This window comes from Devosia sp. WQ 349K1, assembly GCF_016595685.1.
Taxonomy (GTDB): domain Bacteria; phylum Pseudomonadota; class Alphaproteobacteria; order Rhizobiales; family Devosiaceae; genus Devosia.
On record NZ_JAENGO010000001.1, the window covers coordinates 658,915 to 685,634 of the forward strand.

The following is a 26,720-nucleotide window of genomic DNA, read 5'->3' on the forward strand; positions in this document are numbered from 1 at the left end:
GCGGTTCTTTAAGGATAAGACCGGCCAGAGTCAACTGCCCTGCCCGGCCTTAGGAATTACTTACCGAGTGCCGTTTTAATGGCTCCGGTGACCTGGTCAACCGGTTCCATACCATCGACAGCCTTCAGCAGACCCTTAGCGGTGTAATACTTCACCAAAGGGGCTGTCTGTTCAGCATAGACGCCCAGACGATTGCGAAGAACCTCTTCGTTGTCGTCTGCACGGGCGCCGCCCGATTCCTTAGCGCGATTGATAACACGCTTTACCAGTTCGTCAGCCTCTGCCTTGATCTCAACAACAGCATCAAGAGCAATACCCTTGTCTGCCAGCATCTGATCAAGCGCTTCAGCCTGAGCAATCGTGCGCGGGAAGCCATCGAGGACGAACCCCGACTTGCAGTCCTCTGCATCGATACGCTCGGAAACAATACCGTTCACAATCGCATCAGAGACGAGATCACCACGGTCAACCACTGCTTTAGCTTCGAGGCCAAGAGGGGTTTGCGCGGCAATAGCCGCGCGCAGGATGTCGCCAGTAGAGAGCTGAGGGATACCGTAAGATTCTACGAGAATCTTAGCCTGTGTCCCCTTCCCTGCTCCCGGCGGCCCCAGAAGAATCAATCTCATCGACGCTTACCTCCGAGACGGGACTTTTTCAAAAGCCCTTCATATTGCTGGGCAACCAAATGGCTCTGGATCTGGGTAACCGTATCCAAAGTCACCGTGACCATGATCAGAAGCGATGTTCCGCCGATAAACTGGCTGACGGCCAGCTGGCTGAAGAACACTTCTGGCAACAGGGCCACGAAGGTTAAGTACAGTGCGCCAGCCACGGTGATGCGGGTCAACACATAGTCGATATGAGCCGCAGTCCGTTCACCCGGACGAATGCCCGGAATGAAGCCACCTGAACGCTTGAGGTTGTCAGCCGTCTCGGTGGGGTTGAACACTATCGCCGTGTAGAAGAAAGCGAAGAAGATGATCAAGAAGGCAAATAGCGCCATATACAGCGGTTGCCCGCGGCCTAGTAGCGCAGTGACGGTTGTCAGCCACCCTGGAGCGTCGCCCTGAGCCGCAAACGACGCGATTGTCGTCGGCAGCAGCAGCAGCGAAGAACCGAAGATCACGGGAATCACACCAGCGGTGTTGAGCTTAAGCGGCAGGTGCGAAGTATCGCCCTGGAACAGCTTATTGCCAACCTGACGCTTGGGATACTGGATCAGCAAGCGGCGCTGAGCGCGTTCAAAGAACACGATGATTGCGATCACGACGAGAGCCAGAAGCAGCATGCCGATGCCTGCGAAGGCTGGCAGAGCGCCTGTACGGCTCAACTCGAGGGTCTGAGCGATAGTCGAAGGCAAGTTTGCCACGATACCAGCAAAGATGATCAGCGAAATGCCGTTACCGACACCGCGCGAGGTCATCTGCTCGCCCAGCCACATCAGGAACATGGTGCCACCAACAAGGGTGATCACGGTCGAGATGCGGAAGAACCAGCCTGGATTGAGAACCACGCCCTGGCTGCCTTCCAGGCCAACGGCAAGGCCGTATGCCTGAACAGCGCAGAACAACACCGCCAAATAGCGGGTGTACTGGTTCATCTTGCGGCGCCCCGCCTCCCCTTCCTTCTTCAGCGCTTCGAGACGCGGCGAAGCGGTCGCAACCACCTGCACAACGATCGAAGCAGTGATGTAAGGAATCAGGTTGAGGGCGAAAATTGCCATACGCTCAACAGCACCACCGGAGAACATGTTGAACATGCCGATGATGCCCTGCTGCGACTGTTCAAAAGTCGCGCGGAAAGCGTCAGGGTCAATACCTGGAACAGGAATGAAGGTGCCCAAACGATAAATAAGCAGCGCTCCCAGTGTGAACCAGATGCGCTGCTGCAGGGCCTTGGCCTTCGAAAAGGTCGAGAAACTTAAATTACGTGCCAGCTGTTCGGCTGCGGACGCCATATACCGCTCCTATGGCTTGAATGCCAAGTGCGCTCGGAGCGCCTAAGGAGCATACTAAATTGCCGCCCAGACGCAACAAACCAAAAAAGCGCACCCGGCCTCACGACCGGGTGCGCTCACTGACTGGATTAGACAGTGCGTGCTGGCTTCTTCCAGGTTTCCTTCACTGGGATCAGCTCAATCTTGCCACCAGCAGCTTCGATAGCTGCGGCAGCGCCCTTGGTTGCATAATCCACCTTGAAGGTAGCCTTGGAAGCCTTGAAGCCTTCTGCGCCGATCAGACGGACACCGTCCTTAGCGCGGCGGATAACGCCAGCAGCAATCAGAGCTGCCGAGTCGATAACTGCCTTGGCATCAAGCTTGCCAGAGTCGATGTAGGCCTGGATGCGGTCAATGCGGACTTCGTTGAAATCCGAAGGATTCCAAGCATTGAAGCCACGCTTTGGCATACGCATGTGAAGGGGCATCTGGCCGCCTTCGAAGCCGTTGATCGCAACACCAGAACGTGCAGTCTGGCCCTTGCCGCCACGGCCGCCGGTCTTACCAACGCCCGAACCGATGCCACGGCCCACGCGAACGCGGACCTTGTTTGCACCTGGGTTGTCGCGAAGTTCGTTCAAACGAGTCATTGTTCTACCGACCTTCTCTTACTCGCCGACGACGCGGACGAGGTGCCCGACCTTATTGATCATGCCACGTACTTCTGGCGTATCAATGAGCTCGCGCTGCTTGTTCATCTTGTTCAGCCCGAGACCGATAAGGGTCGCGCGCTGGCTCTTTTCGCGGCGGATTGGCGAACCAACCTGCTTCACGATAATGGTCTTTTGATTGGCCATAGTTGTGTCTCCTGGCCGGTCTTACGCTTCGACCGAAGCTTCGCCGCGGCGAGCTTGCAGTTCCGAAACCTTAAGGCCGCGACGGGCAGCCACGGAACGTGGGCTATCAACGCGCTTGAGCGCATCGAAAGTAGCACGAACCATGTTGTACGGGTTAGCCGTACCCTGCGACTTAGCAACGATGTCGTTGATACCAAGCGTTTCGAAAACCGCACGCATTGGACCACCGGCGATGATACCAGTACCCGGAACGGCTGCACGCAGGATCACCTTACCAGCGCCGTGGCGACCGGTAACATCGTGATGGAGCGTACGTGCGTCGCGGAGCGGCACGCGGATCATCTGGCGCTTAGCCTGTTCGGTTGCCTTACGGATTGCTTCAGGAACTTCACGGGCCTTACCGTGACCGAACCCAACGCGACCCTTCTGGTCACCAACTACGACGAGGGCAGCGAAACCGAAGCGACGGCCGCCCTTCACTACCTTAGCCACACGGTTGATGTGGACCAGGCGATCGACGAACTCGCTTTCGCGTTCTTGAACGTCTCTGCTCATAATCTTCTCTTCCTCGCCGTATTAGAACTGCAGACCGCCCTCACGGGCAGCGTCTGCAAGGGCCTTAACACGGCCGTGATAGATGTAGGCGCCGCGGTCGAACACCACTTCGGTCACGCCAGCCTTCGAACCGCGCTCAGCAATCAGCTTGCCAATTGCAGCAGCGGCTTCGGCTGTACCACCGTTGGTGATGGTTGCACGAACGTCCTTGTCGAGCGTCGAAGCTGCAGCGAGTGTGCGGCCAGCTGCGTCGTCGATGATCTGTGCGTACATATTCTTGCCTGAACGGAAAACCGACAGACGTGGGCGACCGAAGGCACGAGCCTTGAGCGCCTTGCGGACACGAGCCTTGCGGCGGTCCGCACCCTTTGCAGAAATAGCCATAGGTGGCGCTCCTTACTTCTTCTTGCCTTCTTTGCGGAAGACCTGCTCGCCAGCGTAACGCACGCCCTTGCCCTTGTAGGGCTCAGGGGGACGCCAGCTGCGGATCTCAGCCGCAACCTGGCCAACAGCCTGCTTATCGATGCCAGTTACGACGATTTCCGTCGGAACCGGCACCGCAAGCGTGATGCCTTCAGGAGCGTTATAAATCACTTCGTGGCTGAAACCGAGCGAGAGCTTAACGTCCTTGCCCTGCATCGCGGCGCGGTAACCCACGCCTTGAATTGCCAACTTCTTTTCGAAGCCTGCGCTCACACCGGTGACCATGTTCTGGATCAGCGCGCGTGTGGTGCCCCAGGCAGCGCGAGCAAAACGGCTATCATTTGCAGGAACAACGGAGATACCGTCGTCGCCCTGCTCTACGTTGACGATATCCATGAGCTGGAGGCTCAGTTCGCCCTTCGGGCCCTTTGCGGACACGGTACGACCATCGATCGTTACCGTAACACCGCTAACCGGGGCCACCGGTTTCTTGCCAGTACGTGACATATTCTTTCCTTGAGTAATCGTCTTACCGTACTTCTAAGCCAAATGGCTTAGAAGACGCGGCAGAGTACCTCGCCACCCACATTGGCAGCCTTAGCTTCGTGGTCGGCCATCACACCCTTAGGGGTGGAGAGGATCGACACGCCGAGGCCATTAGCAACCTGTGGAATATTCTTGACGGAGGCGTAAACGCGACGGCCCGGACGCGACACGCGTTCGATGGTGCGGATAACGCCTTCATTGTCAGAATACTTCAGTTCAATTTCGTATTCGGCAGCGCCGTTTTCGAACTTGGTTTCCGAGTAGCCGCGAATAAAGCCCTCGGACTGAAGAACGTCCAGCACACGACCACGGAGGGTCGACGCTGGGGTCGTTACGGTGTTCCGGCGACGCATTTGTGCGTTCCGGATACGGGTCAGCATATCGCCGATTGGATCGGAAAAGCTCATCTTAGTTTCTCCTTACCAGCTCGACTTTACCAGACCCGGGATGAGACCCAGGTTGCCCAGCTGACGCAGGGCAATACGGCTCATCTTGAGCTTGCGGTAGTAAGCGCGCGGACGGCCCGACACTTCACAACGGTTGCGAACGCGGATCTGAGCCGAGTTGCGTGGAAGTTCAGCGAGCTTCAAGCTAGCCTTGAAGCGTTCTTCAATCGGCGTTTCCTGGTTCATCACAGTTGCCTTCAGCGCAGCGCGCTTATCGGCATACTGAGCGGCCAGAACTGCGCGCTTCTTGTTCTTTTCAATGGAACTGGTCTTTGCCATATCCTGATCCTCTATCCCTTCCCTATCCGCTTACGCGCGGAATGGGAAGTTGAAAGCCTTAAGAAGCGCACGCGCTTCATCATCTGTACGGGCTGTGGTGCAAACCACGATATCCATACCCCAAACCTGATCGATCTGATCATAGTTAATTTCTGGGAAGATGATGTGTTCCTTGATACCCATGGCGTAGTTGCCACGGCCATCAAAGGCGTTCGGGTTGAGGCCACGGAAGTCGCGAACGCGAGGCAAAGCGATGTTTACCAGGCGGTCCATGAATTCATACATGCGGACGCCACGAAGGGTAACCTTCACGCCCAGCGGCATGTTTTCACGTACCTTGAAGCCTGCAATCGACTTGCGAGCGTAGGTGATGATTGGCTTCTGACCAGCGATGAGTTCCATCTGCTCAGCAGCGGACTTCACCTTCTTGGTGTCAGCAACGGCTTCACCAACGCCCATGTTCAGGACGATCTTTTCCAGGCGCGGAAGCTGCATGACGTTCTTGTACTCGAACTGCTTGAGCAGCTCGGGCTTGATCGATTCGTCATACTGGGTGCGCAGGCGCGGAACGTAAACGGTCTCAGCCATTGATCGCATCTCCGGTGGTCTTAGCAACGCGGGTCTTCACGCCATCGGTGATCTGGAAACCAACACGGGTTGGCTTACCATTCGCGTCTGCAACTGCAAGGTTCGACAGGTGGATCGGTGCTTCTTTCGAGAAGATACCGGAGTCCTGCGTAGCAGTCTGCTTCTGGTGGCGACGTACAAGGTTGATACCCTGTACGAGCGCACGGTTTTCGGTCGGGAAGATCTGCAAGACCGAACCGGTCTTACCCTTATCCTTACCTGCAAGGACGACTACCTTGTCGCCCTTCTTAATCTTGGCGGCCATTACAGCACCTCTGGGGCGAGCGAGATGATCTTCATTTGGTTCTTAGCGCGAAGTTCACGCGGAACTGGTCCGAAGATACGGGTGCCGATTGGTTCTTTCTGATTGTTCAGAAGAACTGCGGCGTTCTTGTCGAAACGGATGACGGTGCCATCTGGGCGACGGATGTCGGTTGCGGTGCGAACGACCACAGCCTTCATTACCTGGCCCTTCTTAACGCGGCCACGCGGAATAGCGTCCTTGACCGAAACGACAATAATGTCGCCGACCGAGGCGTACTTGCGATGCGAACCGCCCAGCACCTTGATGCACATTACTCGCTTGGCGCCGGAATTATCGGCGACGTCGAGGTTGGACTGCATCTGGATCATGACTGGATGCCTTCTAGTTTGTCGGCAGCACCGCTAAACGGTGCGCCGACCTATTGTTTCTCTTACGCAGACACGGAAGAAGAAGCGTTATCCTGGACCAGAGCCCAACGCTTGTTCTTGCTGATCGGCGCAGTTTCTTCGATCCAAACGATCTGACCGATTTTCGCGACGTTGTTTTCGTCGTGAGCATGGTACTTCTTGGAACGACGCACGGTCTTTTTCATAACCGGGTGCGTGAAACGGCGCTCGACACGAACCACGATGGTCTTGTCATTGGCGTCGGAGACCACAGTCCCCTGCAAAACGCGCTTTGGCATGGGTTTTATTCCTTACTTAGCTGCGTTCTTTTCGGCGAGGATGGTTTTGATCCGCGCGATATCGCGACGGACTTCCTTCACCCGAGCCGGCTTTTCCAGTTGCTGGGTAGCACGCTGGAAACGCAGGTTGAACTGTTCTTTCTTAAGGTCGACGAGCTGGTCTTTCAGTTCGTCTGCGGTTTTGGCCCGCACATCACTGGAATTCATCACTCGTGTTCCTTAGTCAGCAATACGCGTAACGATACGCGTGGTGATCGGCAGCTTCATTGCACCGAGGCGAAGTGCCTCCTTTGCAACGTCTTCTGGTACGCCGTCAATCTCAAAAACGATACGACCAGGTTTTACACGTGCAGCCCAGTACTCCACGGAGCCCTTACCCTTACCCATACGGACTTCGGTAGGCTTCTTGGAAACAGGCAGATCCGGGAAAATACGGATCCAAACACGACCCTGACGCTTCATTTCGCGAGTGATCGCGCGACGCGCAGCTTCGATCTGACGAGCAGTAACACGTTCTGGCTCAGTGGCCTTCAGTGCGTACTGACCGAATGCGAGGGTGGTACCGCCCTTGGCTTCGCCATGGATACGGCCCTTGTGGGCCTTGCGGAACTTAGTTCTCTTTGGTTGCAGCATAATGAACTAACCTTCTTATGCGCGTTCGCGATCGCGGTCGCCACGCTCATGGCGTGGAGAACGCTGACCAGCACCTTCGCCACCTTCGGTAGCGCGACGCTCGTGAGCCGACGGATCATGCTCAAGGACTTCGCCCTTGAAGACCCAGACCTTGATACCGATGATGCCGTAAGTGGTTGCGGCTTCTGCAGTACCGTAGTCGATGTCAGCACGGAGGGTGTGCAGTGGAACACGGCCTTCGCGGTACCATTCGGTACGAGCGATATCGGCGCCACCAAGACGACCACCAACGTTAACGCGGATACCACCAGCGCCCATACGGATCGCTGTCTGAACCGCACGCTTCATAGCGCGACGGAATGCCACACGGCGCTCGAGCTGCTGGGCAATGCCCTGAGCAACCAGAGTCGCGTCGGTTTCCGGCTTGCGCACTTCAACGATGTTGATGTGCACTTCGCTATCGGTGAACTTCTTCACCTTGGCGCGGATCTTGTCGATGTCTGCGCCCTTCTTGCCGATCACAATGCCTGGACGGGCAGTGTGGATCGACACGCGGCACTTACGGTGCGGGCGTTCGATAACGATCTTGGAAACCGCAGCTGCCTTGAGCTCTTCCATGAGCATGGAACGAATCTTCAGGTCTTCCTGAAGAAGCGTGCCGTACTCACCACGGTTTGCGTACCAGCGGCTGTCCCAAGTGCGGTTGATACCGAGGCGGAAGCCGATTGGATTGATCTTCTGACCCATTATGCGGCCTCCTCAACTTGACGGACGACGATCGTCAGGTGCGAGAATGGCTTCTCAACACGAGCCGACTTGCCGCGACCACGAGCGTGGAAGCGCTTCATAACCAGCGAGTTACCGACGAAGGCTTCGGCAACAACGAGAGCGTCGCTGTCGAGACCGTGGTTGTTTTCAGCGTTGGCGATGGCGCTTTCCAGCACCTTCTTCACCTGGCCGGCGATACGCTTGTGGCTGAACTCGAGGTCGGACAGAGCACGCTCTACCTTCTTACCACGGATCAACTGCGCGACGAGGTTCAGCTTCTGAGGGCTGATACGCAGCATGCGCAGTACAGCCTTAGCCTCGTTATCCTTGAGAGCGCGCTCAGTCTTTGGCTTGCTCATCTTACTTCCTCTTGGCCTTCTTGTCGGCCGCGTGACCGTAGTAGGTACGGGTCGGCGCGAATTCACCGAACTTGTGGCCAATCATGTCTTCAGTCACGAGGACTGGGACGTGCTTCTGACCATTGTGAACGCCGAACGTGATACCCACGAACTGCGGCAGGATCGTCGAGCGACGCGACCAAATCTTCACCACTTCGTGGCGACCAGATGACGCAGCCTTCTCGGCCTTCTTGAGCAGGTAACCGTCTACGAACGGCCCCTTCCAAATCGAACGGGTCATGTTGTTACCTGCCCTTCTTCACGTGACGGCTACGAACGATAAACTGGTCCGTTGCCTTGTTGGTACGCGTACGCTTGCCCTTAGTTGGCTTGCCCCACGGAGAAACCGGGTGACGGCCACCAGAGGTACGGCCTTCACCACCACCATGTGGGTGGTCGACCGGGTTCATGGTAACACCACGGTTGACTGGCTTGCGGCCGAGCCAACGGTTGCGACCTGCCTTACCGAGCGAGGTGTTAGCGTGGTCCTGGTTGGACACAGCACCAACGGTCGCAAGGCAAGTGCCGTGAACGCGACGCTGTTCACCCGAGTTCAGGCGAAGGATCGCCCAACCGGAGTCACGGCCAACGTACTGAGCATAGGCGCCAGCAGAACGAGCGACCTGACCACCCTTGCGAGGCTTCAGTTCGATGTTGTGCACAATGGTGCCGACCGGCATGCGCTCGAGCGGCATTGCATTGCCTGGCTTCACGTCGACTGCGTTCATGGACGATACAACCTTGTCGCCAGCAGCAAGACGCTGTGGAGCAACGATGTAAGCCAGTTCGCCGTCTTCGTACTTGATCAGAGCGATCCAAGCGGTACGGTTCGGATCGTATTCGAGACGTTCTACGGTCCCGACTGCGTCGAACTTAACGCGCTTGAAATCGATCAAACGGTACGAGCGCTTGTGACCACCACCACGGTGGAAAGCAGTGATGCGGCCGGTGTTATTACGACCACCGGATTTGCTGAGGCCTTCGGTCAAAGCCTTGACCGGTGCACCCTTCCACAGTTCCGAACGATCAGTCGTAACAAGCGTACGACGGCCTTCAGAGGTGGGATTGTAAGTCTTTAGAGCCATTTTTGTCTCTTATCCCTTAGAGGCCGGTCGAGATGTCGATCGACTGACCTTCGGCCAGGGTCACAACTGCCTTCTTGACGTCGTTGCGAACACCAACACGACCACGGAAGCGCTTTACCTTGCCCTTGCGGACCAAAGTGTTAACAGCCTTCACCTTGACCGAGAAAAGCTGTTCAACAGCTGCCTTGATCTCAGTCTTGTTCGCGTCAATAGCAACATCGAAAACGACCTGGTTGGCTTCAGAAGCCATGGTCGACTTTTCCGTCACGACTGGGTTGCGGATAATGTCGTAAGCGGCAAGCTTGTTCATGCGAACCTCGCTTCGAGCGCTTCAAGCGCTGCCTTGGTGAGGACGAGCTTGTCACGCTTCAGGATCGAAACAACGTTGATCCCCTGCACCGGCAGCACGTCGATATTTGGGATGTTGCGAGCAGCAAGAGCGAAGTTCTGGTCAACGGTTGCACCGTCGATGATCAGAGCGTTAAGCCATTCCAGCTTGCCGAAAGTGGTGCGCAGAGCAGCAGTCTTTGCCTGAGCCTGTGCAACGCTGTCGAGAACGATCAGCGAGCCTGCAGCAGCCTTAGCCGAGAGAGCATGCTTGAGAGCCAAAGCACGGACCTTCTTTGGAAGATCGATAGCATGGCTACGCGGAGTTGGACCGAATGCACGGCCGCCACCACGGAACTGAGGAGCCTTACGGTCGCCGTGACGAGCGCCGCCAGAACCCTTCTGCTTTACAAACTTCTTACCGGTCAGTGCACCTTCAGAGCGGTTCTTGACGTCGTGGGTGCCAGCCATAGCCTTAAGCTGCTGGTAGCGAACCATACGGTGAAGAAGGTCAGCACGGACTTCAAGGCCGAACACGGCGTCCTGAAGTTCAACCTTGCCTGCGGACTTACCGTCGAGAGTGGTTACCTGGAGTTCCATTTACTTCGATTCCCCCGCAGCAGCGGCTTCGAACGAACCCGGAAGGGCAACGTTCGCGGGAGCCGGCTTCTTGACGGCGTCCTTGACCATGATCCAAGCACCCTTGGAGCCCGGAACAGAACCCTGAACCATGATCAGACCACGTTCTACGTCGGTCTTCACAACAGTGAGGTTCTGAGTGGTGATGCGACGGTCGCCCATGTGGCCCGGCATCTTCTTATTCTTGAAGGTACGGCCTGGGTCCTGACGCTGACCGGTCGAACCGATCGAGCGGTGAGAGACAGACACACCGTGCGACGCACGAAGACCGCCAAAATTCCAGCGCTTCATACCGCCGGCAAAGCCCTTACCGATAGAGGTACCGGTCACGTCGACCAGCTGACCTTCGGCAAAGTGATCGGCCTTAAGAGTTGCACCAACCTCGATGAGGTTATCAGCGTCAACGCGGAATTCCGCGACGCGACGCTTCGGCTCAACCTTAGCGACAGCATACTGGCCACGTTCGGCCTTGCTGACGTTCTTGGCCTTTGCCTGGCCGGCGCCGAGCTGCAGGGCTACGTAGCCATCCTTCTCGGCGGTCCGCTGAGCTACCACCTGGCAGTTTTGCAGGCTCAGCACCGTTACAGGGACGTGGGATCCGTCCTCTGCAAAGATGCGGGTCATGCCCAGCTTCTGTGCGATCAATCCAGAACGCATAGGTTCTTACCTTTTCAATTGGCGCGCTGCCGGGTCATGGTTTCAGAGGACCCTTTTAACGGCAGGCGCGGAAACTTGTATGCTTTAGAGCTTGATTTCGACGTCGACGCCGGCGGCGAGGTCAAGCTTCATCAACGCATCGACCGTTTGAGGGGTCGGATCCACAATGTCAAGCAAACGCTTGTGGGTACGAATCTCAAACTGCTCACGCGACTTCTTATCGATGTGCGGCGAGCGGTTCACGGTGAACTTGTCGATGTGGGTCGGCAGCGGGATTGGACCGCGAACCTGAGCACCCGTACGCTTGGCGGTGTTGACGATTTCACGAGTCGACGTATCGAGCACGCGATGGTCAAACGCCTTGAGGCGAATGCGAATATTCTGACCGTTCATCTTTTAAATCCTGACAAAAAGGATCGCGGCGCGCAACAAAGCACGCGCCGCGAGTGTCAAATTGTTCTTACTTCAGGATCGTAGCTACGACGCCCGAACCAACAGTACGGCCGCCTTCACGGATAGCGAAGCGGAGCTTCTCTTCCATAGCGATCGGAACGATAAGCTGAACGTTGATATTCAGGTTATCCCCAGGCATCACCATTTCGGTGCCTTCTGGAAGGGTAACAATGCCGGTCACGTCGGTTGTACGGAAGTAGAACTGAGGACGGTAGTTACCGAAGAACGGGGTGTGGCGACCGCCTTCTTCCTTGGTGAGGATGTAAACCTCAGCAGTGAAGTCGGTGTGTGGCTGTACGGAACCTGGCTTGCAGAGAACCTGGCCGCGCTCAACCTGAGTGCGGTCGATACCACGGATCAGCGCGCCAACGTTGTCGCCTGCCTGACCGGAGTCGAGCAGCTTGCGGAACATTTCAACGCCAGTAACGGTGGTCTTCTGGGTTGCCTTGATGCCGACGATTTCGACTTCTTCGCCAACCTTGACGATACCACGTTCAACACGACCGGTCACAACAGTACCGCGACCCGAGATCGAGAACACGTCTTCGATCGGGAGCAGGAACGGCTGGTCAACTGGACGTTCTGGCTGTGGGATGTACGCGTCAACAGCGGCCATCAGTTCGAGAACAGCGTCATGGCCGAGAGCCTTGTTGCTGTCTTCGAGAGCTGCGAGAGCCGAGCCCTTGATGACTGGGATGTCGTCGCCTGGGAATTCGTACGAAGAAAGAAGTTCACGAACTTCCATTTCGACGAGTTCGAGCAGTTCAGCGTCGTCAACCATGTCGCACTTGTTCAGGAACACGACCAGTGCTGGAACGCCAACCTGGCGAGCGAGCAGGATGTGTTCGCGAGTCTGAGGCATTGGGCCGTCAGCAGCCGACACAACCAGGATCGCGCCGTCCATCTGAGCAGCGCCGGTGATCATGTTCTTAACATAGTCAGCGTGGCCTGGGCAGTCGACGTGTGCGTAGTGGCGGTTCGCGGTTTCGTATTCAACGTGCGAAGTGTTGATGGTGATACCGCGTGCCTTTTCTTCTGGCGCGCTGTCGATCGACGCATAGTCCTTGAACGCTGCGCCGCCGGATTCAGCCAAAACCTTGGTGATCGCTGCGGTCAGCGAGGTCTTGCCGTGGTCAACGTGACCAATGGTGCCGATGTTGCAATGCGGCTTGGAGCGGGAAAATTTTTCCTTACCCATCGATTTTCTCCAAAATTGTCAGCGCAATCGCCGACTTAAAGTTGAGATTAGTTAGCTTGCGCTGGTTTTAGGCGTACTTGGCCTGGACTTCGTCGGCAACCGCCTGCGGAACCTGTTCGTAGTGATCGAACACCATGCTGTACTGTGCACGACCCTGGCTCATAGAGCGCAGCGAGTTCACATAGCCGAACATATTCGCGAGCGGAACAAACGCGTTCACGACCTGGACGACACCACGGCTTTCAGTGCCCTGGATCTGACCACGACGAGAATTCAAGTCGCCGATTACGTCACCCATGTAGTCGTCTGGCGTGACAACTTCAACCTTCATGATTGGTTCGAGAATCTTCGGACCAGCTTCACGAAGCGCTTCACGCAGACCTGCACGGCCGGCGATTTCGAACGCGAGAACAGACGAGTCAACGTCGTGGTATGCGCCGTCGGTCAGAGTGACCTTAACGTCAACCACTGGGAAGCCGATCAGCGGGCCTGCGCCCATGACCGATTCCATGCCCTTCTGAACGCCTGGGATGTATTCGCGAGGAATAGCACCACCGACGATCGAGTTCACGAACTCGAAGCCCTTGCCAACTTCACCGGGTTCAACAGTGAACTTGATACGAGCGAACTGACCCGAACCACCAGACTGCTTCTTGTGGCTGTAGTCCTTGTCCGACTTGCGCGTGATCGTTTCACGATACGCAACCTGCGGCTGACCGATGTTCGCTTCGACCTTGAATTCACGCTTCATACGATCGACGAGAATATCAAGGTGAAGTTCACCCATACCCGAAATGATCGTCTGGCCCGATTCTTCGTCGGTCTTAACGCGGAACGATGGATCTTCAGCCGCCAGGCGGTTCAGGGCGAGGCCCATCTTTTCCTGGTCGGCCTTGGACTTTGGCTCGACGGAGATGTCGATAACCGGATCCGGGAAGATCATGCGTTCAAGGATAACCTGTGCGTTCGCTGGGGTCAGGGTATCACCAGTGGTGGTGTCCTTGAGACCAACGATAGCAACGATATCGCCTGCGTAAGCTTCAGTGATCTGCTCGCGGCTGTTTGCGTGCATCTGGAACATGCGGCCAACGCGTTCGCGCTTGCCCTTCACGGTGTTTTCCAGCTGAATGCCAGCTTCGAGGTGACCCGAATAGATGCGGCAGAAAGTCAGCGAACCCATGTGCGGGTCGTTGGCGATCTTGAACGCCAGCATGGAGAGCGGCTCGTTGTCGTCAGCGTGACGTTCGATTGGCTCTTCAGTCTTCGCGTCGATACCCTGGATAGCAGGAACGTCGGTCGGAGCTGGCAGGAAGTCGATAACGCCATCGAGGAGCGGCTGAACGCCCTTGTTCTTGAAGGCAGAGCCAGCAAAAACGAGGAAGAACTTCGCATCGATAACGCCACGGCGAAGCAGACGACGGATGGTATCGTTGTCCGGTGTTTCACCGTTCAGATACGCTTCCATTGCTGCATCGTCCATTTCGACGGCAGCTTCGATCAGCTTTTCGCGGTATTCGACAGCCTTGTCCTTCAGATCCGCTGGGATCTCAAGAACGTCCCAGGCAGCGCCGAGTTCTTCGTTCTGCCAGACGAGTGCCTTCATCTCGATGAGATCGACAACACCCTTGAACTCGGTTTCAGCGCCGATTGGCAGCTGAGCCGCGACGCCCTTGGCACCGAGACGCGAACCGATCATTTCGAGGCAGCGGTAGAAGTCTGCGCCGATCTTGTCCATCTTGTTGACGAAGATGAGACGTGGAACGTTGTACTTGTCAGCCTGGCGCCAAACGGTTTCAGTCTGAGGTTCAACACCAGCGTTCGCATCGAGCAGAGCAACAGCACCGTCGAGCACGCGCAGCGAACGTTCTACTTCAATGGTGAAGTCAACGTGGCCGGGGGTGTCGATGATGTTGAAGCGGTGCTGCACGCCATCACGCGAGGTCCACGAAGTCGTGGTCGCTGCGGAAGTGATGGTGATGCCGCGTTCCTGCTCCTGCTCCATCCAGTCCATGGTCGAAGCGCCATCGTGGGTTTCACCCATCTTATGGTTCTTGCCAGTGTAATACAGGATGCGTTCAGTCGTAGTGGTCTTGCCAGCATCGATGTGAGCCATGATGCCGAAGTTACGGTACAGATTGATCGGAGTGGTACGTGCCATAATCGGTTCCTACTACCAGCGGTAGTGCGAGAATGCACGGTTGGCGTCAGCCATACGGTGCGTGTCTTCGCGCTTCTTAACGGCCTGACCACGGCCGTTCATAGCATCCATGAGTTCGCCGGAAAGACGCTCACGCATGGTGTTTTCGCCGCGCTTACGAGCGGACTCGATGAGCCAACGAATGGCCAGAGCCTGCTGACGGTCAGCACGAACTTCGACAGGAACCTGGTACGTAGCACCGCCAACGCGACGCGAACGAACTTCAACAGCCGGACGGATGTTGTCCAGAGCGCCGTGGAACACGGTGACTGGATCCTGCTTGGTCTTGGTTTCTACGATGTCAAAAGCACCGTAGACGATGGATTCGGCGGCGGACTTCTTGCCGTCGAGCATCAGGTAATTCATGAACTTGGAGACGACGAGATCACCGAACTTTGGGTCCGGAATAACGTCACGCTTCTCTGCACGGTGGCGACGGGACATGACTCAAATACTCCTTACTTCGGACGCTTCGCGCCGTACTTCGAACGGCGTTGCTTACGATCCTTGACACTCTGCGTATCAAGAACACCGCGAAGCACGTGGTAACGAACACCTGGCAAGTCGCGTACGCGGCCGCCACGGATCAGAACAACAGAGTGCTCCTGCAGGTTGTGACCTTCGCCCGGAATGTAGGAGATCACTTCGCGCTGGTTGGTGAGACGTACCTTGGCAACCTTACGCAGTGCCGAGTTCGGCTTCTTTGGGGTCGTCGTGTACACACGGGAGCAAACGCCACGCTTCTGCGGGTTCGCTTCCATGGCGGGAACTTTGTTCCGCTTTGGCTTGCTGGCGCGTGGCTTGCGGATCAGCTGATTAATGGTGGGCATTGCGCTCTTTCCATTGGTCCAAATTTATAAACGGTCAACACAAGCAAACCAAAGCGACGCCCACCTCACCCCATTAAGGATGCGGCAGCGCCTCAGTTGCAGAGGACCACCCGCCCTATTACAGGCAGCAGTCATGCGCACAAGGATTTACTTCGTCTAATACCCGACAGTGTGTTTGATTGCCCTGGATTCCCGCTCTAGGTGGCAGGGACCCGGTGTGACAATCACGACCGACCGCTAAGGTAGGGGCTGTTTAGAGCCGATGACTCGCTCCGTCAAGGATTCTTTCTTGAACAACTCGAAGGGAAGCTATGCGTTTCCGGGGGTTCGGCGGGTCAAGAGCTTTTTCCGAAACCTGACGGATTAAGTAAAAACCGTTCGGCGGCAAACACGAAATTACATTAACGAATTTTTCGCCACGGTTAACAAATCCACAATTCCGGCGCTTCTTGCCTCTGTTCACACCTGCTTGAGGCGTTACCTCGGAGTGAAAGTTGACGCGCAAAATCGATCGACCCACTCGCGTTCTCAATTCATTTGCGCTCAAATGTCGCTATGATCGCTCCCCTGCCCCGCAGCCCGAATACGGCCTTAAAAACAAACATTGTCATCATCGGCGCTGGGCAGGCTGGACTCAGTGCTGCTTATCATCTCACCCGCATGGGCTATGTGGCGCGTCGCGACTTCTATGTCTTAGACGCCAACCCCAACCCTGGCGGCGCTTGGCAACACCGTTGGCCATCCCTCACCCTCTCGACGGTCAATCGGGTTCACGACCTGCCGGGCATGCAGTTCGCCGCCTTCGCCAACGGCCCATCGGTGCAGGCTGCACAAGCCGTACCCGCATATTACACGGCCTACGAAGCCCGTTTTGATCTTGAGGTTGTGCGCCCCATACGAGTGCAAGTGGTCTGCGACCGCGGCGAGCGCTTTCGTATCGAAACAGATAGGGGCCTGCTCTCCGCCCGGGGCATCATCAACGCCACGGGCACTTGGGAAAAGCCTTATATCCCACCCTACCCCGGCGCGGACACCTTCCTTGGCACCCAGCTCCACACCAAGGACTATCAAACCGCCGAGCGCTTTATCGGCCAGCATGTTCTCATCGTTGGCGGCGGCATTTCAGCGATCCAGCTTCTGGACGAGATATCGCAAGTCACTCAAACCACATGGGTCACCCGCACACCGCCGCGCTTCCGTACAGGACCGTTTGATGAAGCCGCGGGCCGCGCCGCCGTCGCCATGGTCGAGGACCGCGTGCGTCAGGGTCTTCCTCCCAAGGCCGTCGTATCGGTGACTGGCTTACCCGTCACCCCCGCCATCGAAGCCATGCAGCAGCGCGGCGTTCTCAACCGCCTCCCCATGTTCTCTGAGATTACCCCGACCGGCGTGCGTTGGTCGGACGGGCAAGAGCGCGCTGTCGATACCATCCTATGGTGCACCGGCTTCCAGTCAGCGCTTGACCATCTCGCGCCCCTGAACCTGCGCGAACAATCCGGCGGCATTATCATGACCGGCCGTCTCGCCACCCAAGTGGCCAAAGATCCCCGTATTCATTTGGTTGGCTATGGCCCTTCAGCGTCAACCGTCGGGGCCAACCGCGCTGGCGCCGCAGCCACGCGCGAGCTCACCGACTACCTCGGCTTGCAGCCTCCCACCCCCTGAGTTCAAACGGCAGAGACAAAAAAGGGGCCCCGAAGGGCCCCTTTCCTATTCAATGTCGTGTCGCTTAGCGGCGCGGAGCAGCAATTGCTGCTGTCTCTGCCTGACGACGGCGTTCTTCCAGGATCAGCTCGTCGCGCTTCTGCGCAATCAGCTTCGCCTTGGTCTGGCCTGCGCCGGTACCGGCTGGGATCAGACGGCCAACGATCACGTTTTCCTTCAGGCCTTCGAGAAGGTCGGCCTTGCCGGAAACGGCAGCTTCGGTCAGCACGCGGGTCGTTTCCTGGAAGGAAGCGGCCGAGATGAACGAACGGGTCTGCAGCGATGCCTTGGTGATACCGAGCAGAACTGGGTTAGCAGTCGCTGGCTTCTTGCCATCGGCAACGAGCGCGTCGTTGAGTTCATCAAAGTCGAGCTTGTCGAGCTGTTCATCCTTCAGGAGACCGGAGTCGCCTGGGGTGACGATTTCGACCTTCTGCAACATCTGACGAACAATCACTTCGATGTGCTTGTCGTTAATCAGAACGCCCTGCAGACGATACACTTCCTGAATTTCGTTCACGAGGTAACGAGCCAGTTCTTCAACGCCCTTGATCGCAAGGATGTCGTGTGGAGCTGGGTTGCCGTCCAGGATGTATTCGCCCTTTTCGATGGTGTCGCCTTCCTGGAGGTGGAATGGCTTGCCCTTCGGGATCAGGTACTCAACGGCTTCTGCACCGTCTTCGTTTGGCTCGATAATGATGCGGCGCTTGTTCTTGTAGTCGCGGCCAAAGCGGATCGTACCATCGATTTCGGCGATGATAGCGTGGTCCTTTGGACGACGAGCTTCAAAGAGTTCAGCAACGCGTGGCAGACCGCCGGTGATGTCCTTGGTCTTCGCGCTTTCGAGCGGGATACGAGCAAGAATGTCACCTGGCGAGACCTTTTCACCTGGCTCAACGTTGATAACAGCATCAACGGAAAGCAGGTAACGAGCGTCACCACCACGTTCAACCTTAGCGACCGAACCGCCACGGTTAATCACGAGTGCAGGCTTGAGGCCTTCACCGCGCTGATTGCCGCGCCAGTCGATAACAACGCGCTTGGTGAAGCCTGTTGCTTCGTCGGTGTTCTCCGCAACGGAAACGCCGTCGTTCAGGTCTTCAAACTGCGCTTCGCCTTCAACTTCAGCCAGGATCGGACGGGTGTACGGATCCCATTCAGCCAGACGCTGGCCGCGACGAACATTGTCGCCAGCCTTCACGAGGAGCTTGGAGCCGTAAGCAACCTTATGGACTGCGCGTTCCTTGCCTTCGCCATCAACGATAACGAGAGCAACGTTACGAGCCATAACCACCTGCTTGCCGTCTGCGACGTTAGCGAGGTTAGAGTTACGAACTTCGATCTTACCTTCAGCGCCGGACTCGAGGAACGAGCTGTCAACAACCTGTGCCGTACCACCAATGTGGAACGTACGCATGGTCAACTGAGTGCCTGGTTCACCGATCGACTGTGCAGCGATAACGCCGACAGCTTCACCCATGTTGACCGGCGTGCCGCGTGCAAGGTCACGACCATAGCAGGCCGCGCAGCAACCCTGACGCATTTCGCAAGTCAGTGGCGAACGGATACGGATCGACTGGATACGCGCGTCTTCGATGACTTCGATATGCTTTTCGTCGAGCAGAATGCCCTTCGAAGCAATGAGGTCACCAGTGAGCGGGTGGAACACGTCATCCGCAGTCGTACGACCAAGGATACGCTGACCGATCGAAGCAACGACCTGACCGGCGTCCACGATGGGCTCCATGGTCAGACCCTTTTCGGTGCCGCAGTCGTCGACCACAATGATCGCATCCTGAGCAACGTCCACGAGACGACGGGTCAAGTAACCCGAGTTCGCGGTCTTCAACGCGGTATCAGCAAGACCCTTACGAGCACCGTGCGAGGAGTTGAAGTACTCAAGAACGTTGAGGCCTTCCTTGAAGTTCGCGGTGATCGGCGTCTCAATGATCGAGCCGTCTGGACGAGCCATAAGGCCGCGCATACCAGCAAGCTGCTTCATCTGTGCTGGTGAACCACGAGCACCCGAGTGGCTCATCATGTAAACCGAGTTGATCGGCTTCTGACGACCGGTTTCCTTATCGATCTGAACGGCAGCAATGCCCTTCATCATCTCTTCGGCAACCTTGTCACCACACTTCGCCCAGGCGTCGACAACCTTGTTGTACTTTTCGCCCTGGGTGATGAGACCGTCGTTGTACTGCTGTTCGAATTCTTCGACCAGCTTACGGGTTTCATCAACCATGGTGTACTTCGCGGCCGGGATAACCATGTCATCCTTACCGAACGAAATACCGGCGTCGCATGCGTTCTTGAAACCAAGCTGCATGACGCGGTCACAGAAAATGACGGTCTCCTTCTGACCACAACCGCGATACACGGTGTCGATCATCTTCGAGATCATCTTCTTCGTCATCAACTGGTTTGCAGTCGAGTACGGAACGGTTGGGTGCTTCGGCAGGATCTGACCGATGAGCATACGGCCCGGGGTCGTGTCCACGATCTCGGTGATTTCCTTGCCATTCTCGTCCCAAGCAGGCACGCGGGCCTTAATCTTGGTGTGGAGCGTGACAACGTCATTGTCGAGCGCGTGTTCGAGTTCAGCATAAGAGCCGAACGCCATGCCTTCACCTGGCTCACCGTCGTTAGCGAGCGAGAGATAGTAGAGGCCCAGAACAATGTCCTGCGACGGCACGATGATCGGCTGACCATTCGCTGGGTGCAGAATGTTGTTGGTCGACATCATCAGAACGCGTGCTTCCAGCTGCGCTTCGAGCGACAGCGGAACGTGCACAGCCATCTGGTCACCGTCAAAGTCAGCGTTAAACGCCGAGCAAACGAGTGGGTGCAGACGGATTGCCTTGCCTTCGATCAGGATCGGCTCGAATGCCTGAATGCCCAAACGGTGAAGGGTCGGAGCGCGGTTCAGCAGAACCGGGTGCTCGCGGATCACTTCTTCCAGGATATCCCAGACTTCTGGCTTTTCCTTCTCAACAAGCTTCTTGGCCTGCTTGACGGTCGAGCTAAAGCCCTTGGCTTCAAGGCGCGAATAGATGAACGGCTTGAACAGTTCCAGAGCCATCTTCTTTGGAAGACCGCACTGGTGCAGCTTGAGGTATGGACCAACGGTAATAACCGAACGACCCGAATAGTCGACGCGCTTACCGAGCAAGTTCTGACGGAAGCGGCCCTGCTTGCCCTTGAGCATGTCAGAGAGCGACTTGAGCGGACGCTTGTTCGCACCGGTGATGGTACGACCGCGACGGCCGTTATCGAACAGCGCGTCAACAGCTTCCTGAAGCATACGCTTTTCGTTACGGATAATGATGTCCGGCGCACGCAGCTCGATCAGGCGCTTGAGGCGGTTGTTACGGTTGATCACGCGACGATACAGATCGTTCAGATCCGAAGTCGCGAAACGACCACCATCCAATGGCACAAGCGGACGCAGTTCCGGTGGGATCACCGGAATAACGGTCATGATCATCCATTCTGGCTTGTTGCCAGAAACGATGAACTGCTCAACGATCTTAAGACGCTTTGCGAGCTTCTTTGGCTTCAGTTCGGTGGTGGATTCCGCGATTTCTACACGCAGATCACCAGCGATCTTTTCCAGATCGAGCGCCAGCAGAATGTCACGGATAGCTTCCGCGCCGATCTTGGCGGTGAAGCTGTCAGCACCGTACTCGTCCTGTGCGTCGAGGTACTGTTCTTCGGTAAGAAGTTCGTTCAGCGTGAACGGGGTCAGACCCGGATCGAGAACGACATAGTTTTCGAAGTACAGAATACGTTCGATGTCTTTCAGAGTCATATCGAGCAGAAGCGCGATACGGCTTGGAAGCGACTTCAGGAACCAGATGTGCGCAACTGGCGCGGCCAGCTCGATGTGGCCCATGCGCTCGCGACGAACGCGGCTCAGGGTAACTTCAACACCGCACTTTTCGCAGATGACGCCCTTGAACTTCATACGCTTGTACTTGCCGCACAAGCATTCGTAGTCCTTTACGGGGCCAAAGATACGCGCACAGAACAGACCATCGCGTTCAGGCTTGAACGTACGATAGTTGATGGTTTCAGGCTTTTTGATTTCGCCGTACGACCAGGACAGGATTTTTTCCGGCGACGCGATCGAGATTTTCATCTGATCAAATGTCTGCACGGGGAGCCCTGGGTTGAACGGGTCCATAACGTGGGAATGATGGTTCATCAGTTCTCTCCTCTATCCGCCCAGGCAGCGTTTTAACGCGCCTGAACGGAAGGTGATTAGGATTGGAAGTGCCGGATTATTCCGCCGCTTCCTGAGGAGGCGCGAGCTCCGCTTCTGCCTGGTTTTCCAGGTCCTTGTCCCGCATGTCGAGTTCGACATTGAGACCGAGGGACCGGATTTCCTTAACCAGAACGTTGAAGCTTTCCGGAATGCCCGCTTCGAAGGTATCGTCACCACGGACAATGGCTTCGTAGACCTTGGTACGACCGGCCACGTCGTCCGACTTGATGGTGAGCATTTCCTGCAGCGTGTAGGCGGCGCCATACGCTTCAAGAGCCCAAACTTCCATCTCACCGAAGCGCTGACCACCGAACTGTGCCTTACCACCAAGCGGCTGCTGGGTGACGAGGGAGTACGGCCCAATCGAGCGCGCGTGGATCTTGTTGTCGACCAAGTGGTCGAGCTTCAGCATGTAGATGTAGCCAACAGTAACCTGACGGTCGAACTGTTCACCGGTACGGCCGTCAAAGACGGTCGACTGGCCAGAGGCCTTAAGACCTGCACGCTCCAGCATCTCAACGATGTTGTGTTCCTTCGCGCCGTCAAACACTGGCGTTGCGATGGAAACACCCTTCGAGAGGTGCTCGCCGAGACGAACCAGACCGTCGTCATCGAGATCGCGAAGCTGTTCGTCGTTCGAGAACAGTTCCTTGATTTCGCTGCGCAGTGGCTGGAGATCGCCCTTGGAATGATATTCGCGAACCATCTTGTCGATGCGCTTACCCAGACCGGCACAAGCCCAACCAAGGTGCGTTTCGAGAATCTGACCCACGTTCATACGCGACGGAACACCGAGTGGGTTCAGCACGATATCAACCGAGGTACCATCTTCAAGGTATGGCATGTCTTCGACTGGAACGATGCGCGAAACCACGCCCTTGTTCCCGTGACGACCGGCCATCTTGTCGCCTGGCTGGATCTTACGCTTGGTCGCGATAAAGACCTTGACCATCTTCATCACGCCAGGAGGCAGTTCGTCGCCACGCTGGAGTTTGTCGACCTTGTCGATGAAGCGCTGTTCGAGCAGACGGCGGCTTTCTTCATACTGAGCATGAAGCGCTTCCATCTCGGTCATGACCTTGTCGTCATCAACCGCGAACTGCCACCACTTCGCGCGCGGTTGCGCTTCGAAGATGGAGTCGTTCAGGCGCGTACCAACTACATAGCCCTTTGGACCAGCAGTTGCGGCCTTACCGAACAGCATTTCCTTGAGACGCGCGTAGACGTTACGGTCGAGGATCGACTGTTCGTCGTCACGGTCCTTAGCCAGACGTTCGATTTCTTCGCGCTCGATAGCCATCGCGCGCTCGTCCTTGTCGATACCATGACGGTTAAAGACGCGAACTTCCACGACAGTACCGGCGTCGCCTGGTGGCACGCGCAGCGACGTATCGCGAACGTCAGAAGCCTTTTCACCGAAGATAGCGCGTAGGAGCTTTTCTTCTGGCGTCATTGGCGATTCACCCTTCGGGGTGATCTTGCCAACCAGAATGTCGCCCGGCTGAACTTCAGCACCGATGTGAACGATACCCGCTTCGTCGAGGCTCTTCAGCGCTTCTTCCGAAACGTTCGGAATGTCGCGCGTGATTTCTTCTGGGCCAAGCTTGGTGTCGCGAGCCATAACTTCATATTCTTCGATGTGGATCGAAGTGAAGACGTCCTGCATCGCAATCTTTTCAGACAGCAGGATGGAGTCTTCGTAGTTATAGCCGTTCCACGGCATGAACGCGACGAGCACGTTACGGCCGAGAGCCAGATCACCGAGTTCGGTCGAAGGACCGTCTGCAATGATGTCGCCAGAGTTGATGTGGTCGCCCACAACAACCAGCGGACGCTGATTGATACAGGTCGACTGGTTCGAACGCTGGAACTTCATCAGATTGTAGATGTCGACGCCCGAACGCGACGCATCGGTTTCTTCCGTTGCACGGATAACGATACGGGTCGCGTCAACCTGGTCAACGATACCGGTACGCTTGGCAACGATAGCAGCGCCCGAGTCACGAGCAACGATTGGCTCCATGCCGGTGCCGACAAACGGTGCTTCCGCGCGCAGCAGAGGCACAGCCTGACGCTGCATGTTCGAGCCCATCAGAGCGCGGTTAGCGTCGTCGTTTTCAAGGAACGGAATAAGCGATGCCGCAACCGAAACCATCTGCTTCGGGGAAACGTCCATAAGGTCGACGTTTTCCTTCGGGGTCAGGCCGTTGTCACCGGCGTGGCGAGCCACAACCAGATCATGCATCAGCGTACCGTCTGGATTGAACTCAGCATTCGCCTGCGCGACGTAGTGCTTAGCCTCTTCCATAGCGGAGAGGTAGACAACGTCTTCGGTCAGCTTGCCATCAACGATCTTGCGGTAAGGGGTTTCGATGAAACCGTACTTATTGACGCGCGCGAAGGTCGAGAGCGAGTTGATCAGACCGATGTTCGGGCCTTCCGGCGTTTCAATCGGGCAGATACGGCCGTAGTGGGTCGGGTGAACGTCACGGACTTCAAAGCCTGCGCGTTCACGGGTCAAACCACCAGGTCCAAGTGCCGAAAGACGACGCTTGTGGGTGATTTCCGAAAGCGGGTTGGTCTGGTCCATGAACTGCGACAGCTGCGAAGAGCCGAAGAATTCACGAACTGCAGCAGCAGCCGGCTTAGCGTTGATCAGATCCTGCGGCATGACGGTGTCGATTTCGACAGAGCTCATACGCTCCTTGATCGCGCGTTCCATACGCAGCAGACCGAGGCGGTAGGAGTTTTCCATCAATTCGCCAACAGAGCGAACCCGACGGTTGCCGAGGTTGTCGATGTCGTCGATTTCACCGCGACCATCGCGCAGATCAACCAGCGTACGAACAACTTCAACAATGTCTTCCTTGCGCAGGGTGCGCATGGTGTCTGGAGCATCGAGCTCAAGACGCATGTTCATCTTGACGCGACCAACGGCCGAAAGGTCGTAGCGTTCGCTATCGAAGAACAGCGACTGGAACATCGCTTCTGCAGTTTCGACGGTTGGTGGTTCACCTGGACGCATCACGCGGTAGATGTCGAACAGCGCGTCTTCACGCGACTCGTTCTTGTCCACGGCAAGGGTGTTACGGATGTAAGCACCGATGGTGATGTGGTCGATGTCGAGGATCGGCAGATCGTGATAGCCGAGGTCAACCAGCTTAACGAGAAGCTTCTCGTCCAGCTCGTCGCCAGCTTCGGCGTAGATTTCACCGGTCTTGAGGTTGACGATGTCCTCGGCCAGATACATGCCGTAGAGGTCTTCGTCGGTCGCCAGCAAGTGGGTCAGACCGTTTTCAGCCAGCTTCTTAGCCTGACGTGCAGACAGCTTCTTGCCGCCTTCGTGCACGACGTCGCCAGTTGCCGCGTCGATGAGGTCGTGGGTTGGCTTTGCGCCCTTCCACTTTTCCGCATCGTAAGGAACGCGCCAGCCGCTCTCGGTCTTTTCGTACTCAAGCTTGGTGTAATAGGTGTCGAGGATTTCCTCGGCATCCATGCCAAGCGCCTTGAGCAGCGAAGTAACCGGGATCTTACGACGACGGTCGATACGTGCGTAGACGATATCCTTGGCGTCGAATTCGATATCGAGCCAGGAACCGCGGTATGGAATGATACGGCCAGCAAACAGCAGCTTGCCAGACGAGTGGGTCTTGCCCTTGTCGTGATCGAAGAACACGCCCGGCGAACGGTGCATCTGCGATACGATAACGCGCTCAGTACCGTTGACGATAAAGGTACCGTTGGACGTCATGAACGGCATATCGCCCATGTAAACGTCCTGCTCCTTGATGTCCTTAACGGAACGAGCATTGGTTTCTTCGTCGACTTCAAAAACGATCAGACGCAGCGTGACCTTGAGCGGGGCAGCGAAAGTGATATCGCGCGCACGGCACTCATCAATGTCATACTTTGGCTGCTCGAATTCGTAACGAACGAATTCAAGGCTTGCCGTATTGGCAAAATCGGTGATCGGGAAGACCGAACGAAAGACCGACTGAAGGCCTTCGTCTGGACGACCAGCCTTAGGCTCATCAACGAGAAGAAACTGATCATAAGAAGCCTTTTGGACTTCGATCAGGTTTGGCATCTCCGTGACTTCGCGGATCGAGCCGAAGGACTTGCGTACCTTACGGCGGCCGTTGAACGTGGTAGCCATGAACGCTCCTGTTTATGTTTTGGGGCACCAATCCGGATCGCAAAATTCCGGTAGGCGCCCTCGCTTGTCTCGGAGGCAGATATCCAAAGACCCGACTATCAGCCGTCGGCGCTCGGGATATATGCCTTGGTAGTCAAAAAATTTTGGGCCGCAGACATCTCAAAATCCACTTTCGACCCGAAAAGTAGATCAATTGCTCGTTACAAACGCCAATCCCCCGCTCGTGGAGAAATCCACGGCGAGGTCTTCAAAGGCTTAAAACGCGCCTGAGACATCCAAATTCGTCATATATTTCCGCAAATTAGCGCTGAAACCCATCCAATCGGCTCAGCGAATCGTCCCTATTAGAAACGACAAAGGCGAGATGGCACATATAGCGCCACCCCGCCAAATACAAGGGGTAAACTCAGATTACTTGAGTTCGACCTTTGCGCCAGCTTCTTCAAGCTTCTTCTTGATGTCTTCAGCTTCAGCCTTCGACACGCCTTCCTTGAGGGCCTTTGGAGCGCCTTCAACGAGTGCCTTAGCTTCGCCGAGACCGAGACCGGTGATCGCGCGAACTTCCTTGATCACGTTGATCTTGTTGTCGCCGAACGATGCCAGGATGACGTCGAATTCGGTCTTTTCTTCAGCAGCAGCAGCTGGAGCGCCGCCAGCGGCAGCAACAGCAACTGGAGCAGCAGCAGAAACGCCCCACTTTTCTTCGAGAAGCTTGGAAAGCTCGGAAGCTTCCAGAACGGTCAAAGCGGAAAGTTCGTCTACGATTTTGGCGAGATCAGCCATTTGAGA

At 56.3% G+C, this 26,720-nt stretch carries 31 protein-coding genes; 1 reads left to right on the top strand and 30 read right to left on the bottom strand.

What is annotated here, in order from left to right; all coding sequences use genetic code 11:
- Positions 1–56: 56 nt before the first annotated feature.
- The 27 genes from JHL21_RS03045 to rpsL all read right to left on the bottom strand — a co-directional run bounded on the left by JHL21_RS03045 (position 57) and on the right by rpsL (position 15,804).
- Entirely contained in the window at positions 57–626 is a 570-nt protein-coding gene (locus tag JHL21_RS03045; protein ID WP_169194881.1) for an adenylate kinase, read from the bottom strand.
- Entirely contained in the window at positions 623–1,957 is a 1,335-nt protein-coding gene (gene secY / locus JHL21_RS03050) for a preprotein translocase subunit SecY (protein WP_169194882.1), read from the bottom strand. The genes JHL21_RS03045 and secY overlap by 4 nt, the downstream gene beginning before the upstream one ends.
- Before the next feature lie 128 nt (positions 1,958–2,085).
- Positions 2,086–2,586, bottom strand: coding sequence for a 50S ribosomal protein L15 (gene rplO / locus JHL21_RS03055; RefSeq protein WP_169194883.1), 501 nt, complete (start codon positions 2,584–2,586; stop codon positions 2,086–2,088).
- Positions 2,587–2,604: 18 nt separating this feature from the next.
- A complete protein-coding gene (rpmD, locus tag JHL21_RS03060; RefSeq protein ID WP_169194884.1) occupies positions 2,605–2,793 on the bottom strand; it encodes a 50S ribosomal protein L30 in 189 nt (62 codons plus the stop codon).
- A gap of 21 nt (positions 2,794–2,814) precedes the next feature.
- Positions 2,815–3,348, bottom strand: coding sequence for a 30S ribosomal protein S5 (gene rpsE / locus JHL21_RS03065; RefSeq protein ID WP_169194885.1), 534 nt, complete (start codon positions 3,346–3,348; stop codon positions 2,815–2,817).
- A gap of 21 nt (positions 3,349–3,369) precedes the next feature.
- A complete protein-coding gene (gene rplR / locus JHL21_RS03070; protein ID WP_169194886.1) occupies positions 3,370–3,732 on the bottom strand; it encodes a 50S ribosomal protein L18 in 363 nt (120 codons plus the stop codon).
- 12 nt (positions 3,733–3,744) lie between these two features.
- Entirely contained in the window at positions 3,745–4,278 is a 534-nt protein-coding gene (gene rplF / locus JHL21_RS03075) for a 50S ribosomal protein L6 (protein WP_169194887.1), read from the bottom strand.
- 47 nt (positions 4,279–4,325) lie between these two features.
- Positions 4,326–4,724 carry a 30S ribosomal protein S8 gene (rpsH, locus tag JHL21_RS03080; protein WP_169194888.1) on the bottom strand — a complete coding sequence of 133 codons (399 nt, stop codon included), beginning with the start codon at positions 4,722–4,724 and terminating at the stop codon, positions 4,326–4,328.
- Positions 4,725–4,736: 12 nt separating this feature from the next.
- On the bottom strand, positions 4,737–5,042 hold the full coding sequence (gene rpsN / locus JHL21_RS03085; RefSeq protein ID WP_169194889.1) for a 30S ribosomal protein S14: 306 nt from the start codon (positions 5,040–5,042) through the stop codon (positions 4,737–4,739).
- A gap of 30 nt (positions 5,043–5,072) precedes the next feature.
- Positions 5,073–5,630 carry a 50S ribosomal protein L5 gene (gene rplE, locus JHL21_RS03090; RefSeq protein ID WP_169194890.1) on the bottom strand — a complete coding sequence of 186 codons (558 nt, stop codon included), beginning with the start codon at positions 5,628–5,630 and terminating at the stop codon, positions 5,073–5,075.
- Entirely contained in the window at positions 5,623–5,934 is a 312-nt protein-coding gene (rplX, locus tag JHL21_RS03095; RefSeq protein ID WP_169194891.1) for a 50S ribosomal protein L24, read from the bottom strand. Before rplX ends, rplE begins: the two co-directional genes overlap by 8 nt.
- Positions 5,934–6,302, bottom strand: coding sequence for a 50S ribosomal protein L14 (gene rplN, locus JHL21_RS03100; protein ID WP_169194892.1), 369 nt, complete (start codon positions 6,300–6,302; stop codon positions 5,934–5,936). The genes rplX and rplN overlap by 1 nt, the downstream gene beginning before the upstream one ends.
- 62 nt (positions 6,303–6,364) lie before the next feature.
- Positions 6,365–6,619, bottom strand: a complete 255-nt coding sequence (gene rpsQ / locus JHL21_RS03105; protein ID WP_169194893.1) for a 30S ribosomal protein S17 — start codon at positions 6,617–6,619, stop codon at positions 6,365–6,367.
- Positions 6,620–6,631: 12 nt separating this feature from the next.
- On the bottom strand, positions 6,632–6,826 hold the full coding sequence (rpmC, locus tag JHL21_RS03110; RefSeq protein WP_169194894.1) for a 50S ribosomal protein L29: 195 nt from the start codon (positions 6,824–6,826) through the stop codon (positions 6,632–6,634).
- Positions 6,827–6,838: 12 nt separating this feature from the next.
- A complete protein-coding gene (gene rplP, locus JHL21_RS03115) occupies positions 6,839–7,252 on the bottom strand; it encodes a 50S ribosomal protein L16 (protein ID WP_169194895.1) in 414 nt (137 codons plus the stop codon).
- Between the two features lie 15 nt (positions 7,253–7,267).
- Positions 7,268–7,999 (bottom strand): 30S ribosomal protein S3, encoded by a 732-nt coding sequence (gene rpsC, locus JHL21_RS03120; RefSeq protein ID WP_169194896.1) that lies wholly within the window; start codon positions 7,997–7,999, stop codon positions 7,268–7,270.
- Positions 7,999–8,379, bottom strand: coding sequence for a 50S ribosomal protein L22 (gene rplV, locus JHL21_RS03125; protein ID WP_169194897.1), 381 nt, complete (start codon positions 8,377–8,379; stop codon positions 7,999–8,001). The genes rpsC and rplV overlap by 1 nt, the downstream gene beginning before the upstream one ends.
- Position 8,380: 1 nt before the next feature.
- Positions 8,381–8,659: a 30S ribosomal protein S19 gene (gene rpsS / locus JHL21_RS03130; protein ID WP_169194898.1), complete on the bottom strand. Its 279-nt coding sequence runs from the start codon at positions 8,657–8,659 to the stop codon at positions 8,381–8,383.
- Positions 8,660–8,663: 4 nt separating this feature from the next.
- Positions 8,664–9,503, bottom strand: a complete 840-nt coding sequence (gene rplB, locus JHL21_RS03135; RefSeq protein WP_169194899.1) for a 50S ribosomal protein L2 — start codon at positions 9,501–9,503, stop codon at positions 8,664–8,666.
- 16 nt (positions 9,504–9,519) lie between these two features.
- Positions 9,520–9,813: a 50S ribosomal protein L23 gene (locus tag JHL21_RS03140; protein ID WP_169194900.1), complete on the bottom strand. Its 294-nt coding sequence runs from the start codon at positions 9,811–9,813 to the stop codon at positions 9,520–9,522.
- Positions 9,810–10,430, bottom strand: a complete 621-nt coding sequence (gene rplD, locus JHL21_RS03145) for a 50S ribosomal protein L4 (protein WP_169194901.1) — start codon at positions 10,428–10,430, stop codon at positions 9,810–9,812. Before rplD ends, JHL21_RS03140 begins: the two co-directional genes overlap by 4 nt.
- On the bottom strand, positions 10,431–11,126 hold the full coding sequence (gene rplC, locus JHL21_RS03150; protein ID WP_169194902.1) for a 50S ribosomal protein L3: 696 nt from the start codon (positions 11,124–11,126) through the stop codon (positions 10,431–10,433).
- Positions 11,127–11,210: 84 nt separating this feature from the next.
- Entirely contained in the window at positions 11,211–11,519 is a 309-nt protein-coding gene (rpsJ, locus tag JHL21_RS03155; RefSeq protein WP_169194903.1) for a 30S ribosomal protein S10, read from the bottom strand.
- 67 nt (positions 11,520–11,586) lie between these two features.
- Positions 11,587–12,777: an elongation factor Tu gene (gene tuf / locus JHL21_RS03160; protein WP_169194904.1), complete on the bottom strand. Its 1,191-nt coding sequence runs from the start codon at positions 12,775–12,777 to the stop codon at positions 11,587–11,589.
- Positions 12,778–12,844: 67 nt separating this feature from the next.
- Positions 12,845–14,935, bottom strand: coding sequence for an elongation factor G (fusA, locus tag JHL21_RS03165; RefSeq protein ID WP_169194905.1), 2,091 nt, complete (start codon positions 14,933–14,935; stop codon positions 12,845–12,847).
- Between the two features lie 12 nt (positions 14,936–14,947).
- The gene (gene rpsG, locus JHL21_RS03170) at positions 14,948–15,418 is read right to left on the bottom strand and encodes a 30S ribosomal protein S7 (protein WP_169194906.1); all 471 of its coding nucleotides are present in this window, start codon (positions 15,416–15,418) and stop codon (positions 14,948–14,950) included.
- 14 nt (positions 15,419–15,432) lie between these two features.
- A complete protein-coding gene (gene rpsL / locus JHL21_RS03175) occupies positions 15,433–15,804 on the bottom strand; it encodes a 30S ribosomal protein S12 (protein ID WP_035080811.1) in 372 nt (123 codons plus the stop codon).
- 555 nt (positions 15,805–16,359) lie between these two features.
- Between rpsL and JHL21_RS03180 the strand changes: the two genes are divergently transcribed.
- Positions 16,360–17,469 carry an NAD(P)-binding domain-containing protein gene (locus JHL21_RS03180; protein WP_200211843.1) on the top strand — a complete coding sequence of 370 codons (1,110 nt, stop codon included), beginning with the start codon at positions 16,360–16,362 and terminating at the stop codon, positions 17,467–17,469.
- A 64-nt stretch (positions 17,470–17,533) separates the two neighbouring features.
- Here JHL21_RS03180 and rpoC read toward each other — a convergent pair whose 3' ends face one another.
- The 3 genes from rpoC to rplL form a co-directional block, all read right to left on the bottom strand.
- Positions 17,534–21,715: a DNA-directed RNA polymerase subunit beta' gene (gene rpoC, locus JHL21_RS03185; protein ID WP_200211845.1), complete on the bottom strand. Its 4,182-nt coding sequence runs from the start codon at positions 21,713–21,715 to the stop codon at positions 17,534–17,536.
- Positions 21,716–21,791: 76 nt separating this feature from the next.
- A complete protein-coding gene (gene rpoB / locus JHL21_RS03190) occupies positions 21,792–25,931 on the bottom strand; it encodes a DNA-directed RNA polymerase subunit beta (RefSeq protein WP_169194909.1) in 4,140 nt (1,379 codons plus the stop codon).
- A 411-nt stretch (positions 25,932–26,342) separates the two neighbouring features.
- Positions 26,343–26,714, bottom strand: coding sequence for a 50S ribosomal protein L7/L12 (gene rplL / locus JHL21_RS03195; RefSeq protein WP_169194910.1), 372 nt, complete (start codon positions 26,712–26,714; stop codon positions 26,343–26,345).
- Between the last annotated feature and the right edge of the window lie 6 nt (positions 26,715–26,720).